The following is a 23,193-nucleotide window of genomic DNA, read 5'->3' as shown; positions in this document are numbered from 1 at the left end:
GACGATGGCGTCATTCCAGGTTTTCAACCGGACGACAGGAAACAGCTTCAGCTGTCAGGGAGGCCAGAGTGTCCTCAAAGCCATGGAACAGCGAGGCCTGAAGTGTGTGCCCGTTGGCTGCCGGGGCGGTGGCTGCGGCTACTGCAAAATCAGGGTGGTGGCCGGTGAGTTCGAGTGCGGAAAGATGAGCAAGGCCCATGCTCCTCCCGCGGCCATTGAACAGGGAGAGGTACTGGCCTGCCGGATCTATCCCCTGACGGATCTGATTATTGAGTGCCTGCCGCTACCGGCGGCAGACAGTGAAAACAGGCAAACAAAAACAACAGCGTTGAGGTGATTATCATGAAAAAAGGCGTAATGCGTCCCGGCCATGTCCAGATCCGTGTTCTCGATATGGACGAGGCCCTCAAACACTACAAAGACCTGGTGGGTCTGATTGAAACCGACCGTGACGACCAGGGCCGGGTTTATCTCAAGGCATGGAGCGAAGTGGACAAGTTCTCTGTGGTTCTGCGCGAGGCCGATGAGCCAGGCTGTGATTTCATGGGCTTCAAGGTGGTTAATGAGGCCGCCCTGGTTCAGTTGGAGAAAGACTTGGTCGAGTTCGGAGTGGATGTTGAACAGGTCCCTGAGGGCGAGCTGAAAGACTGCGGCCGCAGGGTTCGTTTTACGGTTCCTTCCGGTCACGCCTTTGAGCTTTACGCGGACAAGCTTTATACCGGCAAATGGGGTGTGACCGAAGTCAACCCGGAAGCCTGGCCCCGTGGCCTCACGGGCATGAAAGCGGTTCGCTTTGACCACTGCCTGTTTTATGGGCCGGAGCTGGCAGCCACTTACGACATCTTCGTGAATGTTCTTGGCTTCCATCTGGCGGAACAGGTGCTGACGGAAGACGGCACCCGCGTCGCTCAGTTCCTGACCGTGTCGATGAAAGAACACGATATTGCGTTCATTCATCATGAAGAGAAGGGCAAGTTCCACCATGCGTCTTTTCATCTTGAAACCTGGGAGGACGTGCTGCGCGCTGCGGATCTGATCACCATGACGGATACCTCCATTGATATCGGTCCGACCCGTCATGGCCTCACTCATGGCAAGACCATCTACTTCTTCGATCCGTCCGGTAACCGTAACGAAGTGTTCTGTGGTGGTGACTACACCTATCCGGACCACAAACCAGTGACCTGGCAGGCAGAGCAGCTCGGCAAGGCCATCTTCTATCACGACCGGGTGCTGAACGAACGGTTCCTCACTGTACTGACCTGATGATTCCCCGGTTAAACAGGACTAAGCAGCAATGAAAGACATCAAGCACTACATCAATGGGCAGTATGTTGGCTCCGCCAGCGGCAAACTGTTCGACAACGTCAATCCGGCAAACGGGGCGATGATCAGCAAGGTTCACGAGGCTGGCCGTGACGAGGTGGATGCCGCAGTCAAGGCAGCAAAAGCGGCCCTGAGTGGCCCTTGGGGCAGGATGACTCTGGAGGAGCGCACCAGCATCCTGCACAGGGTGGCCGATGGCATCAACGCCCGGTTCGACGAGTTCCTGGAAGCGGAATGCCTCGATACTGGCAAGCCAAAATCCCTGGCGAGCCATATCGATATTCCCAGGGGCGCGGCCAACTTCAAGGTTTTTGCGGACATGATCAAGAATGTGCCGGCGGAATCCTTTGAAATGCCAACACCGGATGGTACTGGTGCGTTGAACTATGCCGTTCGCCGTCCCAAAGGCGTCATTGGCGTGATCAGCCCCTGGAACCTGCCTCTGCTGCTGATGACCTGGAAAGTCGGACCCGCTCTGGCCTGCGGCAATACCGTGGTGGTCAAGCCTTCGGAAGAAACACCGACCACCACCGCCCTTCTCGGAGAGGTGATGAAAGAGGCCGGGATCCCGGACGGCGTTTACAACGTGATTCATGGCTTTGGCGGAGATTCCGCGGGTGCCTTTCTGACAGAGCATCCGCTGGTGGATGGCTTCACCTTTACCGGCGAGATTGCTACCGGCGAAGTCATCATGAAGGCCGCAGCCAAAGGCATCCGGGATATTTCTCTGGAACTGGGTGGCAAGAACGCAGGCCTTGTGTTCGCCGACTGTGACATGGACAAGGCTATCGAGGGCACCATGCGCTCAGCGTTCGCCAACTGTGGCCAGGTATGTCTGGGCACTGAGCGGGTGTACGTCGAGCGTTCCATTTTCGACGAATTCGTGGCTCGTCTGAAAGACGCCGCAGAGGGACTGAAAATCGGTCCGCCCGATGATGCCGACGCCAACATTGGGCCGCTCGTCAGCCTCAAACACCGTGAAAAGGTCCTTACCTATTACCAGAAAGCTGTCGATGACGGCGCCACGGTCGTGACCGGCGGTGGTGTGCCCGAAATGCCTGAAGAGCTGTCCGGCGGCGCCTGGGTTCAGCCCACCATCTGGACCGGCCTGCCGGAAGAGTCGGCGGTGATTACCGACGAAATCTTCGGCCCCTGCGTGCACCTGCGACCCTTCGATACCGAGGAAGAAGCCATCGGGCTGGCCAACAGTCTGCCTTATGGACTGGCTTCGGCGATCTGGAGTGAAAGCATCAGCCGGGCTCATCGCGTTGCTGGTCAGATTGACGCGGGCATCATATGGGTCAACAGCTGGTTCCTGCGGGATTTGCGCACTCCCTTCGGTGGCAGCAAGCAGTCCGGTATTGGCCGTGAGGGCGGTGTCCACTCCCTGGAGTTCTACACCGAGATGAAAAACATCTGCGTGAAATTGTGAGCTGACCATGACTGCACCTGAAAACAGCCCCGAAATCGGACGTGAGATAACCGCTGCCGGCTACCGCACCAACGTGCACGACCATGGTGCCGACAATGGCAAGAGTGATGTCCCGGTAATGATGATCCACGGCTCCGGGCCTGGCGTTACCGCCTGGGCCAACTGGCGCCTGGTAATTCCGGAGCTGGCGAAGAACCGCCGTGTGGTGGCCCCGGAAATGCTCGGCTTTGGTTACACCGAGCGCCCGGAAGACAACACCTACAACCGTGAGCGCTGGGTGGCCCATGCCATCGGCGTGATGGACGCGCTGGATCTGGAGAAAGTGGACCTGGTTGGCAACTCCTTTGGTGGAGGCCTGGCCCTGGCCCTGGCCATTGAGTACCCGGAACGGGTTCGCCGCCTGGTCCTCATGGGATCCGTGGGCGTCAGCTTTCCGATCACCGAAGGGCTGGATGAAGTATGGGGTTACGAGCCTTCCCTTGAAAACATGCGCCGCCTGATGGACGTGTTTGCCTTCAACAAGGGCCTGCTCACCGACGAACTGGCGGAAATGCGTTATCAGGCTAGCATCCGCCCCGGTTTCCAGGAGTCCTTCGCCGCCATGTTCCCGGCCCCGCGTCAGCGCTGGGTAGACAATCTGGCCAGCCGCGAAGAGGACATCCGGGCACTGTCCCACGAAACCCTGGTGATTCATGGCCGGGAGGATGAGGTGATTCCCCTGCAGACCTCCCTGACCCTGGCGGACTGGATCGACCGGGCACAGCTTCACGTCTTTGGCTGTTGTGGCCACTGGACCCAGATTGAACATGCCAGCCGGTTCGCCCGGCTGGTGAACGATTTTCTGATCGAGGCCGATCAAGCAGCTGCAGGAGCACAATAATGGAACAGACACGTATTCAGGCCCTTGGTGATGAACTCTACCACGCCATGCTCAGCCGGAAAGCGGTCGCTCCGCTGACCGGGCGCGGCGACGACATCACCATCGACGATGCCTATCACATTTCCCTGCGCATGCTGGAACGCCGGCTGGCGGATGGCGCGTCGATCATTGGCAAGAAGATCGGCGTCACCAGCAAGGCCGTGCAGAACATGCTGAACGTACACCAGCCGGACTTCGGTTATCTGACCGACGACATGGTGTTCAACAGTGGCGAAGTCATACCCATCAGCGACCGGTTGATTGCGCCCCGCGCCGAGGGCGAAATTGCGTTCATTCTCAAGAAAGACCTGACCGGCCCCGGCGTGACCAATGCTGATGTTCTGGCCGCCACCGAATGTGTCATGCCGTGCTTCGAGATCGTCGACTCCCGTATCCAGGACTGGAAGATCGCCATCCAGGACACGGTTGCCGACAACGCCTCCTGCGGCCTTTTTGTGCTGGGTGACCAGGCCGTGTCTCCTCGCAAGGTGGACCTGGTGACCTGCGGCATGGTGGTGGAGAAGAACGGCAGTGTGATCAGTGCCGGCGCCGGTGCCGCCGCCCTGGGTTCCCCGGTGAACTGCGTGACCTGGCTGGCCAATACCCTGGGCGAGTTCGGAATCACCCTGAAGGCCGGCGAAGTCATCCTGTCCGGCTCTCTGGTTCCACTGGAACCGGTCAAGGCCGGTGATTACATGCGCGTGGATATTGGTGGCATCGGCAGTGCCTCAGTGCGCTTCGCCTGATCGGGATTAATGAGGACAATGTTATGAGCAAAAAAATCAAAGCCGCGATCATCGGCTCGGGCAATATCGGCACGGACCTGATGATCAAGATCCTGCGCAATGGCCAGCACATTGAAATGGGTGTGATGGTGGGCATCGACCCGGAATCCGACGGCCTGGCCCGCGCCAGCCGCATGGGCGTGGCCACCACCCACGAAGGGGTGGACGGCCTGGTGAAGATGCCAGAGTTTGCCGACATCGACATCGTGTTCGATGCCACCTCCGCCAGGGCGCACATGCACAACGAAGTGTTCCTGCGCGGCCATAAAGAGAGCATCAGGATCATCGACCTGACCCCGGCGGCCATCGGCCCCTACTGCGTGCCGGTGGTCAACCTGGAGCAGAACCTCCATGAAGGCAACGTCAACATGGTGACCTGCGGTGGCCAGGCCACGATTCCCATGGTGGCGGCGGTGTCTCGTGTCGCCAGGGCCCACTACGCGGAGATTGTGGCGTCGATTTCCAGCAGGTCCGCCGGCCCCGGCACCCGCGCCAACATTGACGAATTCACCGAGACCACGTCCAGGGCCATCGAAGTGGTGGGCGGCGCCCAGAAGGGCAAGGCCATCATCATCCTCAATCCGGCCGAGCCACCCCTGCTGATGCGGGACACCATCTACGTGCTCTCCGATGCAGCCGACCAGGCGGAAGTGGAAGCCTCGGTGGAAGAAATGGTCCAGGCCGTCAACAGCTACGTGCCCGGTTATCGCCTCAAGCAGAAAGTGCAGTTTGACGTGATTCCGGAAGACCAGCCCATGAACGTCCCGGGCCTGGGCCGCTTCAGCGGCCTGAAGACCTCCATCTTCCTGGAAGTGGAAGGCGCCGCCCATTACCTGCCGGCCTACGCCGGCAACCTGGACATCATGACCTCTGCCGCGCTGGGTACCGCCGAGCGCATCGCCGAATCGCTGGTCAAGTGAGGAGACTGAATCATGACCTTTAACCCTGGCAAAAAACTCTACATCTCCGACGTGACCCTGCGGGACGGCAGCCACGCCATCCGCCACCAGTACTCCATCAGGAACGTGCAGGACATCGCGCGGGCCCTGGACAAGGCGAAAGTCGATTCCATCGAAGTGGCCCACGGCGACGGCCTGCAGGGCTCCAGTTTCAACTACGGCTTCGGCGCCCACACCGACCTGGAGTGGATCGAAGCGGTGGCGGAAGTGGTCACCCACTCGAAAATTGCCACCCTGCTGCTGCCTGGCATCGGCACCGTCCACGACCTGGACGACGCCTACAGCGCCGGCGCAAGAATCGTAAGAGTGGCCACCCACTGCACCGAGGCAGACGTCTCCAGACAGCACATCGAACATGCCAGAAAGCTGGGCATGGACACTGTGGGCTTTTTGATGATGAGCCACATGCAGACCCCGCAGGGACTGGCGGAACAGGCAAAATTGATGGAAAGCTACGGCGCCACCTGTCTGTATGTGGTGGACTCCGGCGGCGCCATGAACATGAACGACATCCGCGACCGCTTCCGGGCGCTGAAAGACGTCCTCAAGCCCGAAACTGAAACCGGAATACACGCCCATCACAACCTGGCGCTCGGCGTGGCCAACTCCATCGTTGCGGTGGAAGAGGGCTGCGACCGGGTCGATGCGTCCCTGGCCGGCATGGGCGCCGGTGCCGGCAATGCCCCTTTGGAAGTGTGCATGGCCGCCTTCGACAAGATGGGCTGGGAGCATGGCACCGACGTGTACGCCCTGATGGATGCTGCTGATGACATCGTGCGTCCGCTGCAGGACCGTCCCGTAAGGGTGGATCGCGAGACCCTGGCGCTGGGTTATGCCGGTGTCTATTCCAGCTTTCTGCGGCACTCCGAGGTGGCGGCGCAGAAATATGGTCTCAAGACCGTGGACATTCTGGTGGAGCTGGGCCGTCGCCGCATGGTGGGTGGCCAGGAAGACATGATCGTGGATGTGGCGCTGGATCTGCTGGCGGCCCGGAAGGAGCAAAACGCATGAGCAAGACATTAAGCCGCGAACAGATGCTGGCCCTGGCCGAGCATGTGGAAAACGCCGAACTGAAGGCTCAGGACATCACCAAGGTCACCAACGACTACCCGGACATGACCTTCGAGGATGCCTACGACGTGCAGTGGGAAATCCGCCGCCGGAAGGAAGAGCGGGGCAACAGAATCGTTGGCATGAAAATGGGCCTGACCTCTTGGGCGAAGATGGCGCAGATGGGTGTGGAAACGCCGATTTACGGCTTCCTGGCGGACTACTTCAGTGTCCCGGACGGCGGCGTGGTCAACACCAAAGAGCTGATCCATCCGAAGATTGAAGCCGAGATTGCTTTCGTCACCAAGGCCCCGTTGAAAGGCCCCGGATGTCACATCGGTCAGGTTCTGGCGGCAACGGACTTCGTGATCCCCGCTGTGGAGATCATCGACTCCCGCTACGAGAACTTCAAGTTCGACCTGGTGAGCGTGGTTGCCGATAATGCCTCATCTACCCGTTTTATCACCGGTGGCCAGATGGCCGACGTTGCGGATCTGGACCTGAAAACCCTGGGGGTGGTGGTCGAGAAGAACGGTGAAGTTGTCGACGTGGGTGCCGGTGCCGCTGTTCTGGGCCATCCGGCCTCCAGCGTAGCCATGCTGGCTAACCTGCTGGCGGAGCGGGGTGAGCACATTCCAGCGGGCACGTTCATCATGACCGGTGGTATTACCGCCGCCATCACCGTCGAGCCGGGTGACAATATCACGGTGCGTTATCAGGGGCTTGGTACTGTCTCCGGAAGGTTCATCTGAGGCCTAAACAAATAACGCTCCATGGAGCATGCAATCTATGAGTAATGCCGTCGATCTGCATCTGTATTTCAACTTTCGCAGCCCATACTGCTACCTGGCCAGCAGGCGCATGTTTGAGGTGTTCGACAGGTATCACCTCAATGTTCTCTGGCGGCCACTGGGGGGCTGGCACGGCCGTTCCGACCCGGACCGCGCAAAGATCAAGATGCCGATTGCCCGGCAGGATGTAGCACGATGGGCACGCCGGTTTGGCATGCCACTGACTCCGCCGCCAAAAACCACCGACCCGACCCGGGCGGGTGCAGGCTCCCTGCTTGCGGAAAAGGAAGGTTTACTCAGGCCCTACCTGGTGGCGATGATGCGCTCCGAATGGTCGGAGGGCCGGGACATAGGTGATACCGAGGTGCTGCTCTCAGTCGCAGAAAGCGTCGGGCTGGACAGGGAAGACTTTGCCCGGGCAATTGATGATCCTGAAAACCATGCCCAGCTTGCCCGGAACTGGCAAGAAGCGCAGGAGAAGGGAGCTTTGGGGGTTCCCACCTTTGTCATTGGTGATCAGATTTTCTGGGGACAGGACAGGCTCGACTTCGTGGCGGAGCACCTGCGGGAACTGGGAGCGGCACATTGATGGGCAGGTTAAGACTGATCGACAAACCCGAATGCCCGTTTTGCTGGCGAGTCCGGATTGCCCTGGCGCTGCAGGGAAGGCCTGCGGAAAGCCTGGACCGGTCAGACCCGGAGGTACTTGCGGAATGGCGGGAGCTATCGCCCAACCGCACCGTCCCTGTGTTGGTCGACGAGGACCTGGTACTGACCGACTCCGGCCCCATTCTGGAATATCTGGCAGAAACCGGCCCGGCATTGCTGCCTGACTCTCCCCGGCAGAGGGCGAAGGCACGAAGCTGGATGGTATACGGTGATCACGTTCTGGGGCGCTGCATTCGGGAGGTAGTGTTCGAAAAACGTGATAAGCCTGAGAAAGAATGGGACCAGGACAGAATTCGTGAGGGTGCCCGTGGATTCAGGGAGGGGCTGCCCGCATTGGAGGCAGCGTTGGGTGAGGAGCACTTCCTGAACGGATCCCAGCCAGCCCTGGCAGAGTGCGTTCTGTTCCCGAGGTTTGCGCTGGCCTGGGCCTATGGTGTGGGCATTCCTGAAGAGTTTCCCCGCATTCGCCAGTGGTTTGGACGTATGGCCGCTCATCCGGCTTTTGTGTCTGCGAGCCCGGAGCGATTCAGGAACCTTCTGGTTGATCTTACTTGAGGAGACACCATGCCAATAGCACAGCTATACATTCTTGAAGGCCGAACGGATGAACAGAAAGAGCGTCTTATCAGAGAGGTCTCTGAAGCCATGTCCCGCTCTATTGACGCTCCTATTGAACGGGTGCGGGTGATTATCACCGAGATGCCCAAAAACCATTTCGGGATCGCCGGCGAGTCGGCCAGCAAAGCCAGGCCCTGACGGGCCTTTTCCGTAAAAGCGGACTGCCGGAGGCACCGTGACCAGACTGCCAGTCCTGTATCTGTGTTGTGAAACCAGAGCACTGAATGCGTCCAAAGGACAGGCCAGCCTGTTTCGTCTGATCGGGCGTGATCGTCCCGTGGAAAGCGTACTGTTTATTACGGCAGAAGAGGATTCCAGACAGCCGGAAATCGTGTGCCAGAACGACAAGGCCGAGCTGGCTGAGCGACTGCAATCTTCCATGAAGTCCCAGGGGTTCGACATTCCCATCAGCGTGCCTCTGGAACCGGACCTTTTGCTGCTTGCCCGGAGCATGACCCAGTTGCTATCTGCGGAAGTGATTGAGCTGCGGCTCAGTATCGGCATGACCAGTCAGCGTTATCTTGAAATCGGTCAGTGCATTGAAAATTTTCGAGACAGGGGTGTGCTTCTGATCTGTCTGGACCGGATGCAGGCCGAAGAAAGCGCAGCCAGCCATCCTCAACCCCATGATAGCTATATGCGAAACCTGATTAAGCAGTGGGAAGATGAGCAACGCTGGGTAAGGGTGCTGGCGAACTCCAGTCTGCGAGACAATCACTCTTCCTCGGACCCTGGCAGCCCTGTGTCGGACCCGACGCTCTGTGTTCTCAATACGGCGTTTAGCCTGGGAGGAATGAAAGCGCCGGAGCGCCTGTTCGGATTTTCGCTCAATGAAAACAGCCAGGCTCTCGCCGGCTATGGCTGGATGCAATAAGCGACGACAAACGCGGGGAATCCTGTAGATGCTGAGACTGCTGATGGTGGGTGCCGGCGGCATAGGCGGATATTACGCAGCAAGGCTTCTGGACGCCGGCCACGAGGTTGTACTTACCGCCCGTGGCGCACATCTGTCTGCCCTCCGGGAAAACGGCCTGACGGTTCGTTATGGCGCTCGTGAAATGGTCTCTCAACCAGATGTGGTTGATCATCAGCAGCTTGTCTTCCGTTATCAACCGGACGATTTTGACGTTATTTTGATTGCCCTAAAGGCCACAGCGACTGCATCGGTGGCGAATGAACTGGGAGCCTGGCTGGGGCAGGGGCGATCGCCTGTGCTTTCCCTTCAGAACGGCGTCGATAATGAACCACTTCTGGCTGAAGCCATAGGCGCTAATCGAGTCTTTGGTGGGCTGGCGATACGGATTGGCGGCCATATTGTGGCGCCGGGTATTATCGAAGCTGAAGGCGTCGCCCAGATTGTAATGGGCAGATGGCCCAAAACCGGCGATCGCCCCGATTCCCGTGACGAGCTGCTGCAGAGACTGGCTGCCGGCTTCAACGAATCCGGCATCCCCACCTCCCTCTCCGACAATATCCGTTACGAACTCTGGCGCAAGCTGGTCATCAACAATGGGGTGAACCCATTGTCTGCGCTCACTGGCCTGGACACCCGAAGCCTCACTCACCACCCGGAATTCGCCAAGGTTGTTTATGGCATGATGGCCGAAACTGTAGTGGCTTCCAGAGCCGATCAGGTCAATCTCACCCAGAAAGACCTGGATGAAATGTTCGAACTGATCAGCAACTTCAACGCCATCAAAACCTCCATGCTGATAGACAGGGAAAAAGGCCGGCCCATGGAGCTGGAAAGCATTGCCGGTGCGGTACTTCGGCGATGTGAAGCGATGGGAGTGCAGGCGCCCTATACTTTTCTGGTGAATGCCCTTTTGCGCGCATCAGAAAATAGGGCCGGGCTCAGGTAAGGCGGCTTTCACGGCCACACATCCGATTATTAAGTGGTCAGGTCGGGATTTCTTGTTCAAGCCTGTCCCGGTAAGGAGGATCGCCCCATGAACACCGATACCGATGTAATCTTCATTTCCCATGGCGGCGGGCCCAGGCCACTGCTGGGAGGTCCGGGCCACCGTGAAATGGTGGATCAGCTCACGAAGTTTGCCGGAACCCTGAGTAAACCTTCTGCAATCCTGGTGATCAGCGCCCACTGGGAAGAGTCCCTTCCCACGGTTACCGCTGGAGCCCATCCGCAGCTGATCTACGACTACTACGGATTTCCGCCGGAGGCCTACAGCATCGAGTATCCCTGCCCGGGTGAGCCGGAACTTGCGCGCCAGGTTTACCAGGCGTTGGAGCAGGCCGGTATCCCTGCGCGGCTTGATCATGAAAGGGGCTTTGATCACGGCCTGTTCGTGCCGCTCAAACTGATGTATCCGGAGGCGGACATTCCGTGTGTGCAACTGTCCCTTGTAAACAGCCTGGATGCCGGCGCCCATCTCGCAATTGGCCATGCCTTGCAGGCGCTGGACTACGATAACCTGCTGGTGATTGGCTCCGGTTTTTCGTTCCATAACATGGCGGCATTCTTTTCAGCAGAGACTCCGGAGATTCGGGCTAGCAACCGGGCATTTGAAGACTGGCTGGAAGAAACCTGTGCCGATACCGCTATGCAGGAATCGGCGCGGGCGGAGCGTCTGGCTCACTGGGATCGCGCACCCCACGCCCGCTTCTGTCATCCGCGGGAAGAGCACCTTCTGCCGTTGCATGTCTGCTACGGGCTCGCCAACAAGCCAACTGATAGCCACATGTCAGCAACAATCCTGGGGAAAAAAGCAGGGATGTTCTACTGGAAAATGAAGGCGCCGAGATGATGCTCGCGGAGAGTGGACATTCTTGTCTCGCTGATTGTGGTCCTGCTCTACCTGGCGTTACTTCATCAGAGCCTGGGCGAAGATATCACTCTGCTTGCTGCATTCAGCCCGGGTCTGCTGCTCGGGTGAGTGTTTCTGGATGTACCGACAACTCGAAGACGGAGACCATTGGTTGTGCGCACACGCCGGGAAATTGTAAGCGGCCGGTAATCCCATCCTGAAACACAGGTTGCTTGAGCCAGAGTGGCACCTGTTGGTCTGTACATGTTACGTAAAATGAAAACCGAGTATTAACTTCCGATACTCAGCGGGAGAACGTGGCGCACCTTGAATTTGGCCAATCTCGCCTTGATTTGAATCTCGGCTGTTCACCCACTCCTCACCCTCCGACGTCCCTTTCCGCCCCGGAAGGACAGCCATTCCGCTGGCAATAATCAAAACCCGCAATATGAACCGGATTGGGAGTGGCGTCGTTACCTAGTCACGAGACTCTCCGCTTTTGCCTAACAATCCTGATACATCTTCAGGCCGAATGGGCCGCCCCAGAAGGTAGCCCTGAATCAGGTCGCATCCAATACTTTCAAGCAGCGCTCGCTGGGTTTCATGCTCTACCCCTTCAGCGACAACCTCGCAGCCCATGTTTTGTGCAATCTGAATAATGCCGGTAGCGAGCTTCACCGCCTCTGACTGGTGGGGCAAATCGTCAATAAAGCTCTTATCGATCTTGAGGGTATTCACCGGCAGGCGACGAAGGTGCGACAGCGATGAATAGCCAGTTCCGAAATCATCCAGCGCCAGCTTGATTCCGAGTCTGGACAGCTCGTTCATTGTTTCAATGGTCTGCTCGATGTCCTGAATCAGGCTTTCTTCAGTCAGTTCCAGAGAGAGGCGCGCCGGGTCCATTCCTGTTTCCCTGAGTATTCCTTTAATCGTGGCAACGAATTCCGGGTTGTAAAATTCTCTGGAGGGAATGTTGACAGCAACTCTCGGAGCCCCGATCTTAACCTGCGCACTCCAGGTCCGCGCTTCCAGGCAGGCGCTGCGGAGCACCCACAAGGTGAGGAGGTGTGAGAGCCGATCACTTCTCTCTGCGATTGGCACGAACTCACCCGGGCCAATCATTCCCAACTCCTGGTCCTCCCACCGGGCCAATGCTTCAAAACTGGCGATCCGGCTCCCATCCGCCAGGAATATGGGCTGATAATTGAGAGTCAACTGGTCCTGTAGCAGCGCTGTTTCCAGTTTTGCCTCGATAGAATGACGCCGAATCGCCTGGGCGTTACCCTCATGGGTAAATACATGCACGCGGTTTTGAGCAGTGCGATCTTGCAGCGCAATACGCGCCCGGTCCATCAGCTGGCTGGCCTCGGTTCCGTCGGCAGGGTAGACGCAGACACCGGCGTCGATTTCTGGTCGCAGACTGCCCACGCTTATTATGACTGGTGCACTGAGTCTCTCCAGGATCCGGCCGGCGATATCAAACGGTGCTTGCGAGGGCTCCATGGGAATCACAAGTACAAATTGCGCTGCGCCAGTTCGTCCAGCAGCCAAGATGCGATCAGCGGGCGTTGTAATGCGATCAGCGAGGGTTTGCAGGACCTCATCCCGGACGCTGCGCCCATGAAGGCGCACAAGGGTATCAAGATTGTCCACTTGCAGATGAAGAACCGCGAGTTGCTGCCCAGCTTCATTGGCAACGGTGATCAGACTGTCCAGAGTATCGGTAAGAAGGGTCTCGCCAGGCAAGCCTGTAGTGATATCACGCAGGGTGACATCCTGAATGGCGCGATGCCGGGCCTCAAGTTCGAAATCGCGATTGATTTCCTGCTCAACCATCCTGGTAAAGCATTCAAGCCATACCCGTTCTCTGGAGTTCAGCTTCCGGGGCAGGAAGTCGTTCAGGCACAGGGTTCCGAGGGGTTGTCCGGTCGGTCCATACAGCACACAGCCGGCATAGAAGCGAAGCTGATAGGATCCGGTAACAGCAGGGTGGTCCTGGAAAACATCATCCTCAAGAGCATCTGGTATCTCAAGATAACCTCTGTGCAGTGCCCAGGAACAGACGCTCTCATTCCGGGGTATTTCGCATTCGCTTATTCCAACAATCGACTTGAACCACTGCCGATGTTCGTCAACCAGAGAGACCGCTACAACGGCCACATCAAAGATTTCTGAGACCAGGTGAGTGATGCGGTCAAAGCGCTCCTCTCGCTGGGTATCCAGGATATCGAGTGAGAAAAGCTCTTTAAGCCGAGCCTGCTCATTGGTATTCCGCAAAACCGATCCTCCATAAATCAGGCAGCCAGGAGAGGTGGAATAACCAGGAGGTGACTGTCATCTCACCGAGCTTGCCTGCCAGGTCAGATTCCACCACCCAGTCTTCTCTGAGAAGCTTAAACGCTTCTTTGCATTTTCCCGGTCGAGAACTCCGCAACCAGGGTATGAAGTTCGGTGGCCATGGTTGCGAGATTTTCGCTTGCCAATGCCGCCTGGGCCGATCCCTGTGTCGTTTCATCGAAAGACTGGTTAATGTTGCTGATATTCTTGTTTATTTCCTCGGCAACACTGCTCTGCTGCTCAACCGCACTGGCGATCTGGATGTTCATCTCGACAATGCGATTATTGGAAAATCCGATGGATTCGAGGGCAGCGCCCGCAGCTTCGGCCTTGGTCACTGCTTCCTTGCTTTCGCTTTGGCTGTTTTCGATCCGCAGGACGACTTCGTTGGCACCGCTCTGAACCTTGCCAATAATTTCGTTAATTTCTTCAGTGCTTTGTTGCGTTTTTCTGGCCAGGTTCCTTACTTCGTCCGCGACAACGGCAAAACCACGGCCATGTTCACCAGCACGAGCGGCTTCAATGGCTGCGTTCAGGGCCAGCAGGTTTGTCTGGTCTGCGACTGAACGAATGACATCAAGCACGGAACCGATGGCCTCGCTGTCTTTGGCGAGTAACCGAACCGCTTGCACAGACTGGTCAACATAATCTTCAACGGCATTGATCGTCGTTACGACAGTAGACACGATGGCCTGTCCCTGCTGGGTGTTGGTCTGGGCATGGCCGGCCGATTCGCGGGCGTCATCGGCATTTCTTGCGACTTCCTGAATGGTCGCTGTCATCTCATTGATCGCGGTGGCAAGCTGCTCCACTTCCTCCTGCTGCATCCGCATGGTCTGACTGGTCTGCTCGGAGATGGCAGACGTTTCCTCGGCGGAGGAGGAGAGACTGACGCTGGTCTGGGCCACCTTCTCAATGACCCGCTCAAACTTGTCCATCGTTTTGTTAAAGGACTCGGCCATATCGCCCAGCTCGTCTTTCGCCAGGATGTCAGCGCGGGCACTTAAATCCAGATTTTTACCGACGCGGCTGATCGTCCGGATGAGGCTCTGGGTCTGACGGTTTATTCCCCGGATAATCAGGAAGCCAAATACCGCCGAAACTGCAAGAACCCCCAGACCCCCAACAGAGTTCCAGACCAGTGCTGAGAATGCGCCTGCTTTATATTGCTCAGCCACTTCCGCGGCCGCAGCGCTGCCCTGGTCTACAAGCTCACTCAGTGAGTCGATACGGTTCTGGGCAAGGTCAAGCCAGTCAGCAGTCGTCAGGTCCAGCGATGAAACATCGACGTCCTGATCGAGCAGCGATGTCTGGATGCGCTGGACGCGCTGATTCCCCGGGGAACCCATAAAATTGGCGACAGCAGTCTGACCTCCCTGGAAGCCTGTGCCCTGGGCGTCATCCAGTGAATTGTGCTGCTCTGTTACCAGCGGCGCATGACGACCAAGCAGGGACCTGGTGTATTGACCGCTGGCAAAGGCTTCCGCAAGCACGGCCCGCTCCGTCGATGCCGCCTCCTTGGCCTCTACCAGAAACCCCCGGTAAGTGAGCCTTTCCACGATTTCAGGTTCCGTGCTGGCTGCTGCCACCAGACGAATCGCATCGATGATCGCGTCTGTTTTCACCGAATATCGGCGGATCGCTTCCGCTCCGGCAATCTGGCCACGGTCAACTGAAGCCCGTAACCTGCTGAGATCCGAGAGTTCGGCTTCAAGACTGGTTAGCTCCGAACCGAGACCACCGCCCATCAGTTCCGGGGAGAGGGTTTCGGTCAGAGCGTTGAGCGATCTCAGCTGGGTGTCCAGTGACTGTCTCTGGGATGCCAGCTGGCCGGTGCCCTCTTGAGCCCCTCCGGTAACAATCGAGGCTGACAGCGCCCTTTCTGCCTGAAGCCCGTCAAGAGATTGTCGAAGTGTCTCGCTAAGCTGGAGCCCTTCCAGAACGAGCGCTGCCCTGTCTTCAAGACGGACATTCTCCAGGACGCGATCCAGCACATAATAGCCAAAGCCGGTCAGGGGAATGAGCAAAACGAGAAAGAGCTTGGTGCGGATAGCCAGATTCATAAAACAGTTCCTGAACTTTTCTTGATTCTTTTTGGACGTTGCCGGGCAGCCATTCTGCCAGACTTTTTATCTGATTATGCACTGAGCGCATTTTCTTTTATTCGCAAAATTTCCCGATATGTAATTTCCGCCTGGAGAGATACAGATTCCGAAAGCATTTGACCTTGATATTTTGCAACAAAGTGTTGCTGATAGCTTCTGAGCACCTCCAGCTATTCAAAAAGCCTGGAATCAGCTCCTCTCAAAGATCTAACCGATAAATAATCAAAATTACCTCGTTGGGGAAAGGTAGACGTTTAACGACAAAAGAGGAAAAAACATGACCTGACTAATTGTCATTTTTTGTAATAGATATAAGCGGCTCAGAGGGCGTGACCCTGACGCCGTTTTAGTACCGCTCATTGTCAGAAAAATCCGGCCAGAAGCTCTATGGTGCCCCCGTGACTGTCTTTGAGACGAGTCCATTCTAAAGATTCGGTCTTTGGATTGTGCAGGAGCCGGGCAAGCGGGCGCTGGCTCGTTCGCGCGATAATGGTTGTTGCGGTCACTTGACAGGGTGGGGAGGGAGAAGGTGCTTACATATTGCTTACAAATGATCCTGCAGAAACAACAAAGCCCGCGGAAAGCGGGCTAAGTCATTGAAATAATGGTGCCCGGAGGCGGAATCGAACCACCGACACGCTAGAAGTTAACAGAAATTACCGCTAAATCAATGGTCTAAATTAATATTTTGATTCGCGTTGGTCTCATAATTGTACCGCCTCAATGTCTCTGAGCAACAGCCGTTGGAATTTCGCCATAGAATTCGCTGAGCAGGTGTTTGGTAGGGGGGCGCCTGCCGATAGAGGGGTTAAACTTCCTCAGTTAGGATGGCATGTGTAGTGGTCAACTAACCCCGAACAGTATTTTAAGTTTTTCTTCCGCAACCACCGGCGGCATGCCGTCATTGAACGTATGAGGGCGCTGCCGGTTGTAGTAGTCCATCAGGTAGTCGCCAATATCCTTCCTGGCATCGGGAATCGACCGATATCCAAGTGAAGGGATCCATTCGCTCTTCAAGCTTCGGAAGACCCGTTCCATCGGGGCATTGTCCCAGCAATTTCCCCGGCGACTCATGCTTTGCTCCATGCGGTAGCGCCAGAGTCTCTGACGGAATAATCGACTGGCATACTGACTGCCCTGGTCGGAGTGGAACAGAACTCCAGTGGGCTTCCCTCGTTGCTCATACGCATGATCCAGGGCTTTCACTACCAACTCAGCATCAGGCCGGTCTGATAGCGCCCAGCCGACAATCCGGCGGGCATAGAGATCGAGAACGACCGCCAGATAGCTCCATCGCTGACCAGCCCACACATAGGTGATGTCACCGCACCATGCCTGGTCCGGGTGGCTGACGCTGAACTCACGATTCAGCCGGTTTGGAATGTCCGGCCTTTCCACAGTGGCCTGCTTGTAAGCGTGAGGACCAGGTTGTTTGCAGATCAGCCCCAGCTCACTCATCAGGCGGCGAACCTTGAAGCGCCCGATCACAACGCCTTCATCATTAAGCATGGTGGTGATCATACGGCTTCCCGCTGAGCTTCGGCTCTTGCGAAAGATCCGGTTCACATCGGCCCGCAGAACCACTCGTTCGGCATCCACTACGGACCGCCTGCGGCGATACTCGTAATAGCTGGACCGCGATACTTCAAACGCTTTACAGACCATCTCAACCGGCTCCTGCTCACTCAACTGGTCTATCAGCGCGTACGATTCATCTCGTCCGACATCAAGAGAGCGGTAGCCTTTTTTAGTATCGATTTCTCCCGTTCCAGGCGCTCGCAACGCGCTTCCAGTTCCTGGATCCGCTGCTGCTCCGGCGTCAGCGCTTTGGACTTGGGTGTAAGCCCGCCACGTTCCTCTGAAAGCTGTTTTACCCATCGCCTGAGGGCGTTCTCGCCGACATTCAAAGAGCGGCCGGCCTCGGCAACAGTGTAGCCCTGGTCAAGCACCAGACAGGCGGCTTCCTGCTTGAACTCCGGCGTAAAAGATCGTCGTTTCCTGGTCATCAGACACCTCGCTTATGGTGGCGATATTACCACCTACGTTGGTGTCCGGAATCATTGAACCACTACAATGAGCTATTCGATTTGTCGGCTGACATCTTGGGAGAGTGGAAGCTGAAAGAAACCATGTCAGATTATCCGAAGGCTAGAATTCGTGTGGTATTTTCCGGAGCATCAATGTTGGATTCGCATATTTTAACCAACCATGACCAAAATCCGCCGGCGCTCAGTGAGCTCTGCGGTCGATTCCTGACGTACCGCGACTTGATTGAGTGCGGTGAAACACAGGAGCATACGGGCATCTCTAATTTGCCGAACCAGTACGATAGCTACACCGCGCTTTTGGAGTTGGCTACAGAACTGTTAGATCCTATCATCGATAATTTCGGAAAAATTAAACTGACCTATGGATTTTGTTCTGCGGAGTTGAGCCAAAAGATAACTGGCCGGATAGCTCCCAAGCTTGACCAGCATGCCGCCCGTGAGCGTAATCGGCGGGGCAACCATATTTGCGACAGGGGAGGAGCGGCTGCTGATTTCTTGGTCGAATCCATCGACATGATTTCGGTAAGCTGCTGGATCGCGGAAAACCTTCCTTTTGACCGTATGTATATTTATGGTCCTGATAGACCAGTTCATCTGAGCTACGCCGAGTGTCCCAAACGTCAGGTTACACTGATGAAAGCCTACGGCTCTGAGAACAAGTTGATTCCGCGCACAATGAGTGCCGAAAAATTCCGTGCAATACTTTCACCCAATAATCGGCTGTTCTGACTGTTAGTTTGGCTTTGCGCAGGTAGCGACTAGGGCGGCACTCCACAAGGGTGCAAACGAGATACTGATAGCGGAAGTACGCATGGAATTTCTGGAAACTGAACCGACCCTAGATAATTACTGGCGATCCATCATCCTATTTGGCCGCAATACCGCCTCATATAAATTTGCGTTGGCAAAGGCGTTGGTCGAACTTGGTGCAACGCCGGGATCTGACCTGATAACCCTGGGCGAATTGGCCGAGCCATTCAGCCGGCACTTATGCGCTCATCTGAAAGAAGTCGACAAGCAGGGGGCTCGCCCCACAGGCCGGTTTCTTGATGCATGTCGAGATTTCAATGCAGAGCGGATCGGCAAGGATGAGCTCGTTAGAGCCACCAGCAAGCTGGGTTTTATAAATGTCATTGACGCCTTCCATGTTGTTAATCAGGGAGAGGTTGAGCAGAAATTTTTCATCGATGAGCGAAAGGAAAGTAAAGGAATCAGAATTACCACCAACCTCTATGAGTTGTTTGCGGGCAAAGGCACTCATTCTCTTCTTAACGAAACAGAGGCGCGCTGGAGACTGGTAGAAACCGCCTGGCAGCTAAACATGTCCCGCCAGTTGGTTGCAGTGCGGGTCGATGAGGGTGGCGAGACACTGTTCGCTGACGTCAATCACAAGCGGGTTGGTATCACAAGCTGCAGAGACGCCCTGAATGGCTATCAAAAAGGACGATGTTTCTACTGTTTCAGGCCCATCGAAGTCACTTCAGGCCATCCATCCTTAGCCGACGTGGATCACTTTTTTCCGTTTATGCTTGGCCCGCTAATGCCGGACATTAATGTCAACGGTATCTGGAATCTGGTTCTTGCCTGCAATGGTTGCAACAGAGGCGAAGGCGGAAAGTTTGCGCGCGTCCCCTCTCTGAATCTTCTGAAGCGACTGAGTAAAAGAAACGAGTATCTTATCACCAGCCACCATCCTTTGCGGGAGACGCTTGTGCGGCAAACTGGGATTAAGTCAAAAGACCGTCAGCAATTTCTTCAAGGCTGTCACGGCATGGCTGTGAGCAATCTCCTCCATAGGTGGGAGCCTTCGGTCCAAGGGAACCCAGCATTTTGAGCACTTCCATCTCCTACTACACCGAGAACGCCAAGGCGTATTTTGACTCAACAGTGAGCGTCGATATGACGCCGCTTTACGAGGCGTTTCTGCCGCTGGTGCCAGATGGTGGTTCAATTCTGGATGCTGGGTGTGGGTCGGGAAGGGATGCTCTGGCATTTAAGTCTCGTGGGTACTCTGTGACGGCGTTCGATGCATCGGGGCCCTTGTGTAAGCTTGCGGAAGGTCATCTGGGACAGGAGGTCAAGTTACTTCAGTTCAGTGAGGTTTCTTGGGAGGAACAGTTCGACGCGGTGTGGGCGTGCGCTTCGCTGCTTCATGTGCCTCTTGACGAGTTGCCCGGCGTCTTTAGCAAACTGATGGCAACTTTGAAGAGAGGCGGCGTCATGTACTGCTCATTCAAAGTAGGCGATGGCGTTGTCACGAAGGAGGAAAGAGTATTCACAAATCTTTCTTCACAACTTCTCTCAGACATTGTGGAGCAAACAGGTTGGAAGGTGTCATTGACGACTTGGATAAGCGGCGACCAGAAAGGGCGGGAGGAGCAATGGCTAAATACACTCATTCAGTTAAAGGCTTAGGGTTTATTTTCATTCAATAATTCACTGGTGCTTTATTAATCGTTTTTAGAATTTGATGCTGGGCTCATAGGGTGTGATAGTTATCATGAGCTTAGCGGTTAAATACACTAAATTATTATTTCAGTTGTTATTATTAAAATACAGTTGAATGATTATTTCGTTTTGTGTATATTAGGTTCTAATTGACTACTTCGTAGGAAGTGTTTGTAGGCTGGTGTGCATCGGCATGGTTTGTGTTTTTGGTGTGGGCGCTGATATTTTTATGAGTGCCTTAATATCGGAAATCGCATATTTAATAGTCGAATGTAAAAAGGGGGTGATGCGTATAATTGTGAAAAAAACTAAAGATGTTCGCAAGAAGTTTAGCAGTCGAGCCGCCAGCCCTATAAAACAGTTCCTGCCTTTCAGGTTTAACCTGCTGATGATCTGGTGAAACTCCGGTGAAAAGGCTTTTTATTTGGCTACCTGGCCTTAGATTTTCCGCTGTGCTAGATGTTTTCTAGTTAGCCTCAAGGGGCCATTCGGGAGGGGGGTCAGCTTGTAGGCTTTTTCCTACCCGGTACCTCATCAATGTCTTCTTTCGATTTTCGGGTCCACTGATACCATGCGGCCTTCCCTTCCGTGGGAACTGTAGTGACCAGTTTGTCACTGTATTTTCCACACCTGCTTCAGCCGATTCACGGTATGGCTCCACTTCGGAGTGGTCGGTTTGCAAACGGTATTCTGGTTTCCGAACAAACCAACTTCGCTGAAAGCGTGCGCCTTATCCACGGTATGCAGCCATCGGACAGGCACCAGATACTCGGCGGTTTCGTCCTCTGTTCCCGACGATAGATGCGGGTACTTCTGAGTAAGGCCCATTTCCATGAGCGTTTTGGGGCCTTCTTCGGTGTCAAATTGATACTCGTCAGCCCGGCAACGCTCTCCGGTCACAATGCCAACCCCGACGTAGCCCGTTTTAGGGATATTGACCCACACCCGGTCGCCCTCGGAGAGCATGGACAGGGTCTTCGAGTACCAGTTAGCACCACCGCCCGCTATAAACCCGAAGCGCCGGGCCAACTCCCATGGCCGGTCATCCCCGAAGGACGTGTAGAACTCGCCGTTCCAGGGCTCTTTCTTACCCTTGGTAATGGCCCGTTCCTGGTTCTCGTCCGGATCTATCATCCAGGCTCGGCTCAGGTAGTGATTGCCGTTGTCCTCAAAGGCGGCGAAGAACAGAGCATTGATGGAAATCTGGGCGTTGTAGTTCAGGTAGTTAATGATCCGCTCGGTGCTTGCGTCCAGCTCGGTGGCGACCACGACCATCTGATGACTGTCGTTGATGGTAATGTCGGCGAGTGGCGTGCGGAAACGGGCCTCAAAAGCTTCATCGAGGCTGGCATGGGGGCGCGAGTATTTCTCCGCGAACTCAAGATAGATTTCTGCGATATCAGAGTCTGAAAGGTCTACGACCCAGGATGCGTAATCGATGGTCTGGGCCACGACATCTCTCGGTGTTTTGTTGCGCTTCAGCTCCACGATAATGACTGAGCCATTTGCGTCCATGGCGAGCAGGTCAACGTACTTGTCGTAGCTGGTGCGCACCTGCCGGCCGATGAGAAGCCAGTCCGAATTCAGGATAGCGATATCCTTCATGACCTGGTCTTCCAGCAGGGCTTCGTCCGCCAGAGCGGACGGTTTCAGCTTTTGCGGGTGGTCGCTTATCTTCCAGATGCCTTGTTCGATTGCCATGGTTTGATCTCGTCAGTTCGGTGGTTGAGGGACGCTGAGGCGGCTTTCTCGTTTCTCCTCTGACCTATCAGTCGCCATTCTTTACGCTGGCGCTCTTTTTCTTATAACCAAACGTTCTACGTTTCTGCTTGAGAAAGTAGTCCTGAGCTCCTAATATTGCCTGCAACACGGCCCCAATCGGTGGATCCGCTCTGCGGTGAAGCTGCTGCGGGGTTTTTTATTGCCTGCTTTTCGGGAAACACTCCCAATTCCGCCACTCGTCCGCTACTCCGAAGGCTCCCCAGCCAATTCCTAGTGGTTCGTTTTCCGGAAACTCCTCGAGTAAATCAGAGAGCCTTTGCCACCAGCTCGAAGCGGGATTGATGGCACTCAATAGCTTCTGGCAGATACACAGCAGCAGGAATGGTCGGGCAAGAACATGCTCATTCCCGCGCATCCAGGCATTGTCAAAGTCTGGTGCTACTCCGGTAGGCGGCTTCTGAGGCTGGTCTACCACGTTGCGATTCCACAGACGGCTATGGTGCGCGCAAACGTTGCGCAGGTAGTTCAGGCTTCGCAGCCATGAAGCCAGAGTGCGGCCGTTCTGGATGCCGTACTTATCAGCGATGCCGTCCTGATCCTCGGGGCGCATTCCGTCATATAGCTCCGACAGTGTGTTGAAGTCCCACACTTCACAGGCAATCCAGATGGGCAGTGGATGACCATACTTGTTCTTGTTGTGCTTAATGAAGTCCTCTTTGGAGCGAGCGATTTGCGTTGCCTGCTTCTTCATCCAATCCACGTGCCGAGGTAGACCAGTGGTGTTGTCTGCGTCCTTGGCGAAGCCCTCAAAGAGCAGGTCCGGGTTCAGGTAGGCGAAGGCATCATGCTTGCCAAGCGTGTGCGCTATATCGACTCGCAAGGCGACTTCGATGCGTTCCAGGGCGTCCAGAACCAAAAGCCTGAGCTTCTTATCAAAAACATATAGGCGGACAGCCGCGTCGAAGGATGAACCCGGCTTGAAACTATCCAGAACGGCATTGGTAGGTTTAGTCTTTTTCCCTTTCTTGATGCCTTTTCCGATGGGGCAGAACAGCCCGGAGCGCTCACGGAACGGATGCCAGTAACCGCTCAGCCGGTAATAACCGATACGCTCAAGGTACTCGAGCGCCTTCCCTTCATCCGTGACGGCAAGGCCTCTGGTTATAAGCTTGTCGAGTTGCTGGCGATAGCTGAGCCAGGGTTTTTCGTACACGTCAGA

General features: G+C 55.8%; 22 protein-coding genes. 17 read left to right on the top strand and 5 right to left on the bottom strand.

The window, feature by feature from the left end; all coding sequences use genetic code 11:
* The first annotated feature begins 4 nt into the window (after positions 1–4).
* The 14 genes from LG327_RS01080 to LG327_RS01015 all read left to right on the top strand — a co-directional run bounded on the left by LG327_RS01080 (position 5) and on the right by LG327_RS01015 (position 11,314).
* A complete protein-coding gene (locus tag LG327_RS01080; protein ID WP_404364901.1) occupies positions 5–337 on the top strand; it encodes a 2Fe-2S iron-sulfur cluster-binding protein in 333 nt (110 codons plus the stop codon).
* 5 nt (positions 338–342) lie between these two features.
* A complete protein-coding gene (locus LG327_RS01075; RefSeq protein WP_404364899.1) occupies positions 343–1,266 on the top strand; it encodes a catechol 2,3-dioxygenase in 924 nt (307 codons plus the stop codon).
* Positions 1,267–1,297: 31 nt separating this feature from the next.
* Positions 1,298–2,758: a 2-hydroxymuconic semialdehyde dehydrogenase gene (locus LG327_RS01070; protein WP_404364897.1), complete on the top strand. Its 1,461-nt coding sequence runs from the start codon at positions 1,298–1,300 to the stop codon at positions 2,756–2,758.
* A 7-nt stretch (positions 2,759–2,765) separates the two neighbouring features.
* Complete coding sequence (locus LG327_RS01065) at positions 2,766–3,638, top strand: alpha/beta fold hydrolase (protein WP_404364896.1); 873 nt, start codon at positions 2,766–2,768, stop codon at positions 3,636–3,638.
* The gene (dmpE, locus tag LG327_RS01060; protein WP_404364894.1) at positions 3,638–4,423 is read left to right on the top strand and encodes a 2-oxopent-4-enoate hydratase; all 786 of its coding nucleotides are present in this window, start codon (positions 3,638–3,640) and stop codon (positions 4,421–4,423) included. Before LG327_RS01065 ends, dmpE begins: the two co-directional genes overlap by 1 nt.
* 23 nt (positions 4,424–4,446) lie before the next feature.
* A complete protein-coding gene (locus tag LG327_RS01055) occupies positions 4,447–5,382 on the top strand; it encodes an acetaldehyde dehydrogenase (acetylating) (RefSeq protein ID WP_404364892.1) in 936 nt (311 codons plus the stop codon).
* 12 nt (positions 5,383–5,394) lie between these two features.
* The gene (gene dmpG / locus LG327_RS01050; RefSeq protein WP_404364890.1) at positions 5,395–6,432 is read left to right on the top strand and encodes a 4-hydroxy-2-oxovalerate aldolase; all 1,038 of its coding nucleotides are present in this window, start codon (positions 5,395–5,397) and stop codon (positions 6,430–6,432) included.
* Positions 6,429–7,223, top strand: a complete 795-nt coding sequence (dmpH, locus tag LG327_RS01045) for a 2-oxo-3-hexenedioate decarboxylase (protein ID WP_404364888.1) — start codon at positions 6,429–6,431, stop codon at positions 7,221–7,223. Before dmpG ends, dmpH begins: the two co-directional genes overlap by 4 nt.
* A gap of 37 nt (positions 7,224–7,260) precedes the next feature.
* A complete protein-coding gene (locus LG327_RS01040) occupies positions 7,261–7,851 on the top strand; it encodes a 2-hydroxychromene-2-carboxylate isomerase (protein WP_404364886.1) in 591 nt (196 codons plus the stop codon).
* Positions 7,851–8,486, top strand: a complete 636-nt coding sequence (locus tag LG327_RS01035) for a glutathione S-transferase family protein (RefSeq protein WP_404364884.1) — start codon at positions 7,851–7,853, stop codon at positions 8,484–8,486. Before LG327_RS01040 ends, LG327_RS01035 begins: the two co-directional genes overlap by 1 nt.
* A 9-nt stretch (positions 8,487–8,495) precedes the next feature.
* Positions 8,496–8,687, top strand: coding sequence for a 2-hydroxymuconate tautomerase (locus LG327_RS01030; RefSeq protein WP_404364882.1), 192 nt, complete (start codon positions 8,496–8,498; stop codon positions 8,685–8,687).
* Between the two features lie 37 nt (positions 8,688–8,724).
* Complete coding sequence (locus LG327_RS01025; protein WP_404364880.1) at positions 8,725–9,423, top strand: hypothetical protein; 699 nt, start codon at positions 8,725–8,727, stop codon at positions 9,421–9,423.
* A 28-nt stretch (positions 9,424–9,451) separates the two neighbouring features.
* Positions 9,452–10,411 carry a ketopantoate reductase family protein gene (locus LG327_RS01020; protein ID WP_404364878.1) on the top strand — a complete coding sequence of 320 codons (960 nt, stop codon included), beginning with the start codon at positions 9,452–9,454 and terminating at the stop codon, positions 10,409–10,411.
* A gap of 87 nt (positions 10,412–10,498) precedes the next feature.
* Complete coding sequence (locus LG327_RS01015) at positions 10,499–11,314, top strand: DODA-type extradiol aromatic ring-opening family dioxygenase (protein WP_404364876.1); 816 nt, start codon at positions 10,499–10,501, stop codon at positions 11,312–11,314.
* Positions 11,315–11,791: 477 nt separating this feature from the next.
* Here the strand turns inward: LG327_RS01015 and LG327_RS01010 are convergent, their stop codons facing one another.
* From LG327_RS01010 to LG327_RS01000, 3 genes are all read right to left on the bottom strand, one after another.
* Positions 11,792–13,591: a putative bifunctional diguanylate cyclase/phosphodiesterase gene (locus LG327_RS01010; protein WP_404364874.1), complete on the bottom strand. Its 1,800-nt coding sequence runs from the start codon at positions 13,589–13,591 to the stop codon at positions 11,792–11,794.
* 116 nt (positions 13,592–13,707) lie between these two features.
* Positions 13,708–15,714: a methyl-accepting chemotaxis protein gene (locus tag LG327_RS01005; RefSeq protein WP_404364872.1), complete on the bottom strand. Its 2,007-nt coding sequence runs from the start codon at positions 15,712–15,714 to the stop codon at positions 13,708–13,710.
* Positions 15,715–16,599: 885 nt separating this feature from the next.
* Positions 16,600–17,762 (bottom strand): IS3 family transposase gene (locus LG327_RS01000; RefSeq protein WP_404362163.1). Its coding sequence is split into 2 segments (ribosomal slippage): positions 16,600–17,507 and positions 17,507–17,762, totalling 1,164 coding nucleotides; the frame shifts between segments, so codons are not numbered across the junction.
* A gap of 54 nt (positions 17,763–17,816) precedes the next feature.
* Between LG327_RS01000 and LG327_RS00995 the strand changes: the two genes are divergently transcribed.
* The 3 genes from LG327_RS00995 to LG327_RS00985 all read left to right on the top strand — a co-directional run bounded on the left by LG327_RS00995 (position 17,817) and on the right by LG327_RS00985 (position 20,219).
* Positions 17,817–18,533 (top strand): hypothetical protein, encoded by a 717-nt coding sequence (locus LG327_RS00995; protein WP_404364870.1) that lies wholly within the window; start codon positions 17,817–17,819, stop codon positions 18,531–18,533.
* Between the two features lie 82 nt (positions 18,534–18,615).
* On the top strand, positions 18,616–19,638 hold the full coding sequence (locus tag LG327_RS00990) for a hypothetical protein (protein WP_404364868.1): 1,023 nt from the start codon (positions 18,616–18,618) through the stop codon (positions 19,636–19,638).
* Complete coding sequence (locus LG327_RS00985; protein ID WP_404364867.1) at positions 19,635–20,219, top strand: class I SAM-dependent methyltransferase; 585 nt, start codon at positions 19,635–19,637, stop codon at positions 20,217–20,219. Before LG327_RS00990 ends, LG327_RS00985 begins: the two co-directional genes overlap by 4 nt.
* A 645-nt stretch (positions 20,220–20,864) precedes the next feature.
* Here LG327_RS00985 and LG327_RS00980 read toward each other — a convergent pair.
* Together LG327_RS00980 and LG327_RS00975 are read right to left on the bottom strand one after the other, a co-directional pair.
* Positions 20,865–21,953, bottom strand: coding sequence for an endonuclease NucS domain-containing protein (locus tag LG327_RS00980; protein WP_404364865.1), 1,089 nt, complete (start codon positions 21,951–21,953; stop codon positions 20,865–20,867).
* A 217-nt stretch (positions 21,954–22,170) separates the two neighbouring features.
* The gene (locus tag LG327_RS00975; protein WP_404364863.1) at positions 22,171–23,187 is read right to left on the bottom strand and encodes an Abi family protein; all 1,017 of its coding nucleotides are present in this window, start codon (positions 23,185–23,187) and stop codon (positions 22,171–22,173) included.
* Positions 23,188–23,193 lie beyond the last annotated feature (6 nt).

The sequence above is a fragment of the Marinobacter sp. genome, assembly GCF_044799475.1.
Lineage (GTDB): Bacteria > Pseudomonadota > Gammaproteobacteria > Pseudomonadales > Oleiphilaceae > Marinobacter.
This window is presented reverse-complemented; position numbering and strand designations above follow the sequence as displayed.

Coding starts and splice junctions, on each gene's coding strand:
- LG327_RS01005 (WP_404364872.1), bottom strand. CDS start 15,714: ATGAATCTGGCTATCCGCACCAAGCTCTTTCTCGTTTTGCTCATTCCC.
- LG327_RS01055 (WP_404364892.1), top strand. CDS start 4,447: ATGAGCAAAAAAATCAAAGCCGCGATCATCGGCTCGGGCAATATCGGC.
- LG327_RS01020 (WP_404364878.1), top strand. CDS start 9,452: ATGCTGAGACTGCTGATGGTGGGTGCCGGCGGCATAGGCGGATATTAC.
- LG327_RS01075 (WP_404364899.1), top strand. CDS start 343: ATGAAAAAAGGCGTAATGCGTCCCGGCCATGTCCAGATCCGTGTTCTC.
- LG327_RS01040 (WP_404364886.1), top strand. CDS start 7,261: ATGAGTAATGCCGTCGATCTGCATCTGTATTTCAACTTTCGCAGCCCA.
- dmpG (WP_404364890.1), top strand. CDS start 5,395: ATGACCTTTAACCCTGGCAAAAAACTCTACATCTCCGACGTGACCCTG.
- dmpH (WP_404364888.1), top strand. CDS start 6,429: ATGAGCAAGACATTAAGCCGCGAACAGATGCTGGCCCTGGCCGAGCAT.
- LG327_RS01065 (WP_404364896.1), top strand. CDS start 2,766: ATGACTGCACCTGAAAACAGCCCCGAAATCGGACGTGAGATAACCGCT.
- LG327_RS01070 (WP_404364897.1), top strand. CDS start 1,298: ATGAAAGACATCAAGCACTACATCAATGGGCAGTATGTTGGCTCCGCC.
- LG327_RS00990 (WP_404364868.1), top strand. CDS start 18,616: ATGGAATTTCTGGAAACTGAACCGACCCTAGATAATTACTGGCGATCC.
- dmpE (WP_404364894.1), top strand. CDS start 3,638: ATGGAACAGACACGTATTCAGGCCCTTGGTGATGAACTCTACCACGCC.
- LG327_RS01080 (WP_404364901.1), top strand. CDS start 5: ATGGCGTCATTCCAGGTTTTCAACCGGACGACAGGAAACAGCTTCAGC.
- LG327_RS01030 (WP_404364882.1), top strand. CDS start 8,496: ATGCCAATAGCACAGCTATACATTCTTGAAGGCCGAACGGATGAACAG.
- LG327_RS01015 (WP_404364876.1), top strand. CDS start 10,499: ATGAACACCGATACCGATGTAATCTTCATTTCCCATGGCGGCGGGCCC.
- LG327_RS00980 (WP_404364865.1), bottom strand. CDS start 21,953: ATGGCAATCGAACAAGGCATCTGGAAGATAAGCGACCACCCGCAAAAG.
- LG327_RS01035 (WP_404364884.1), top strand. CDS start 7,851: ATGGGCAGGTTAAGACTGATCGACAAACCCGAATGCCCGTTTTGCTGG.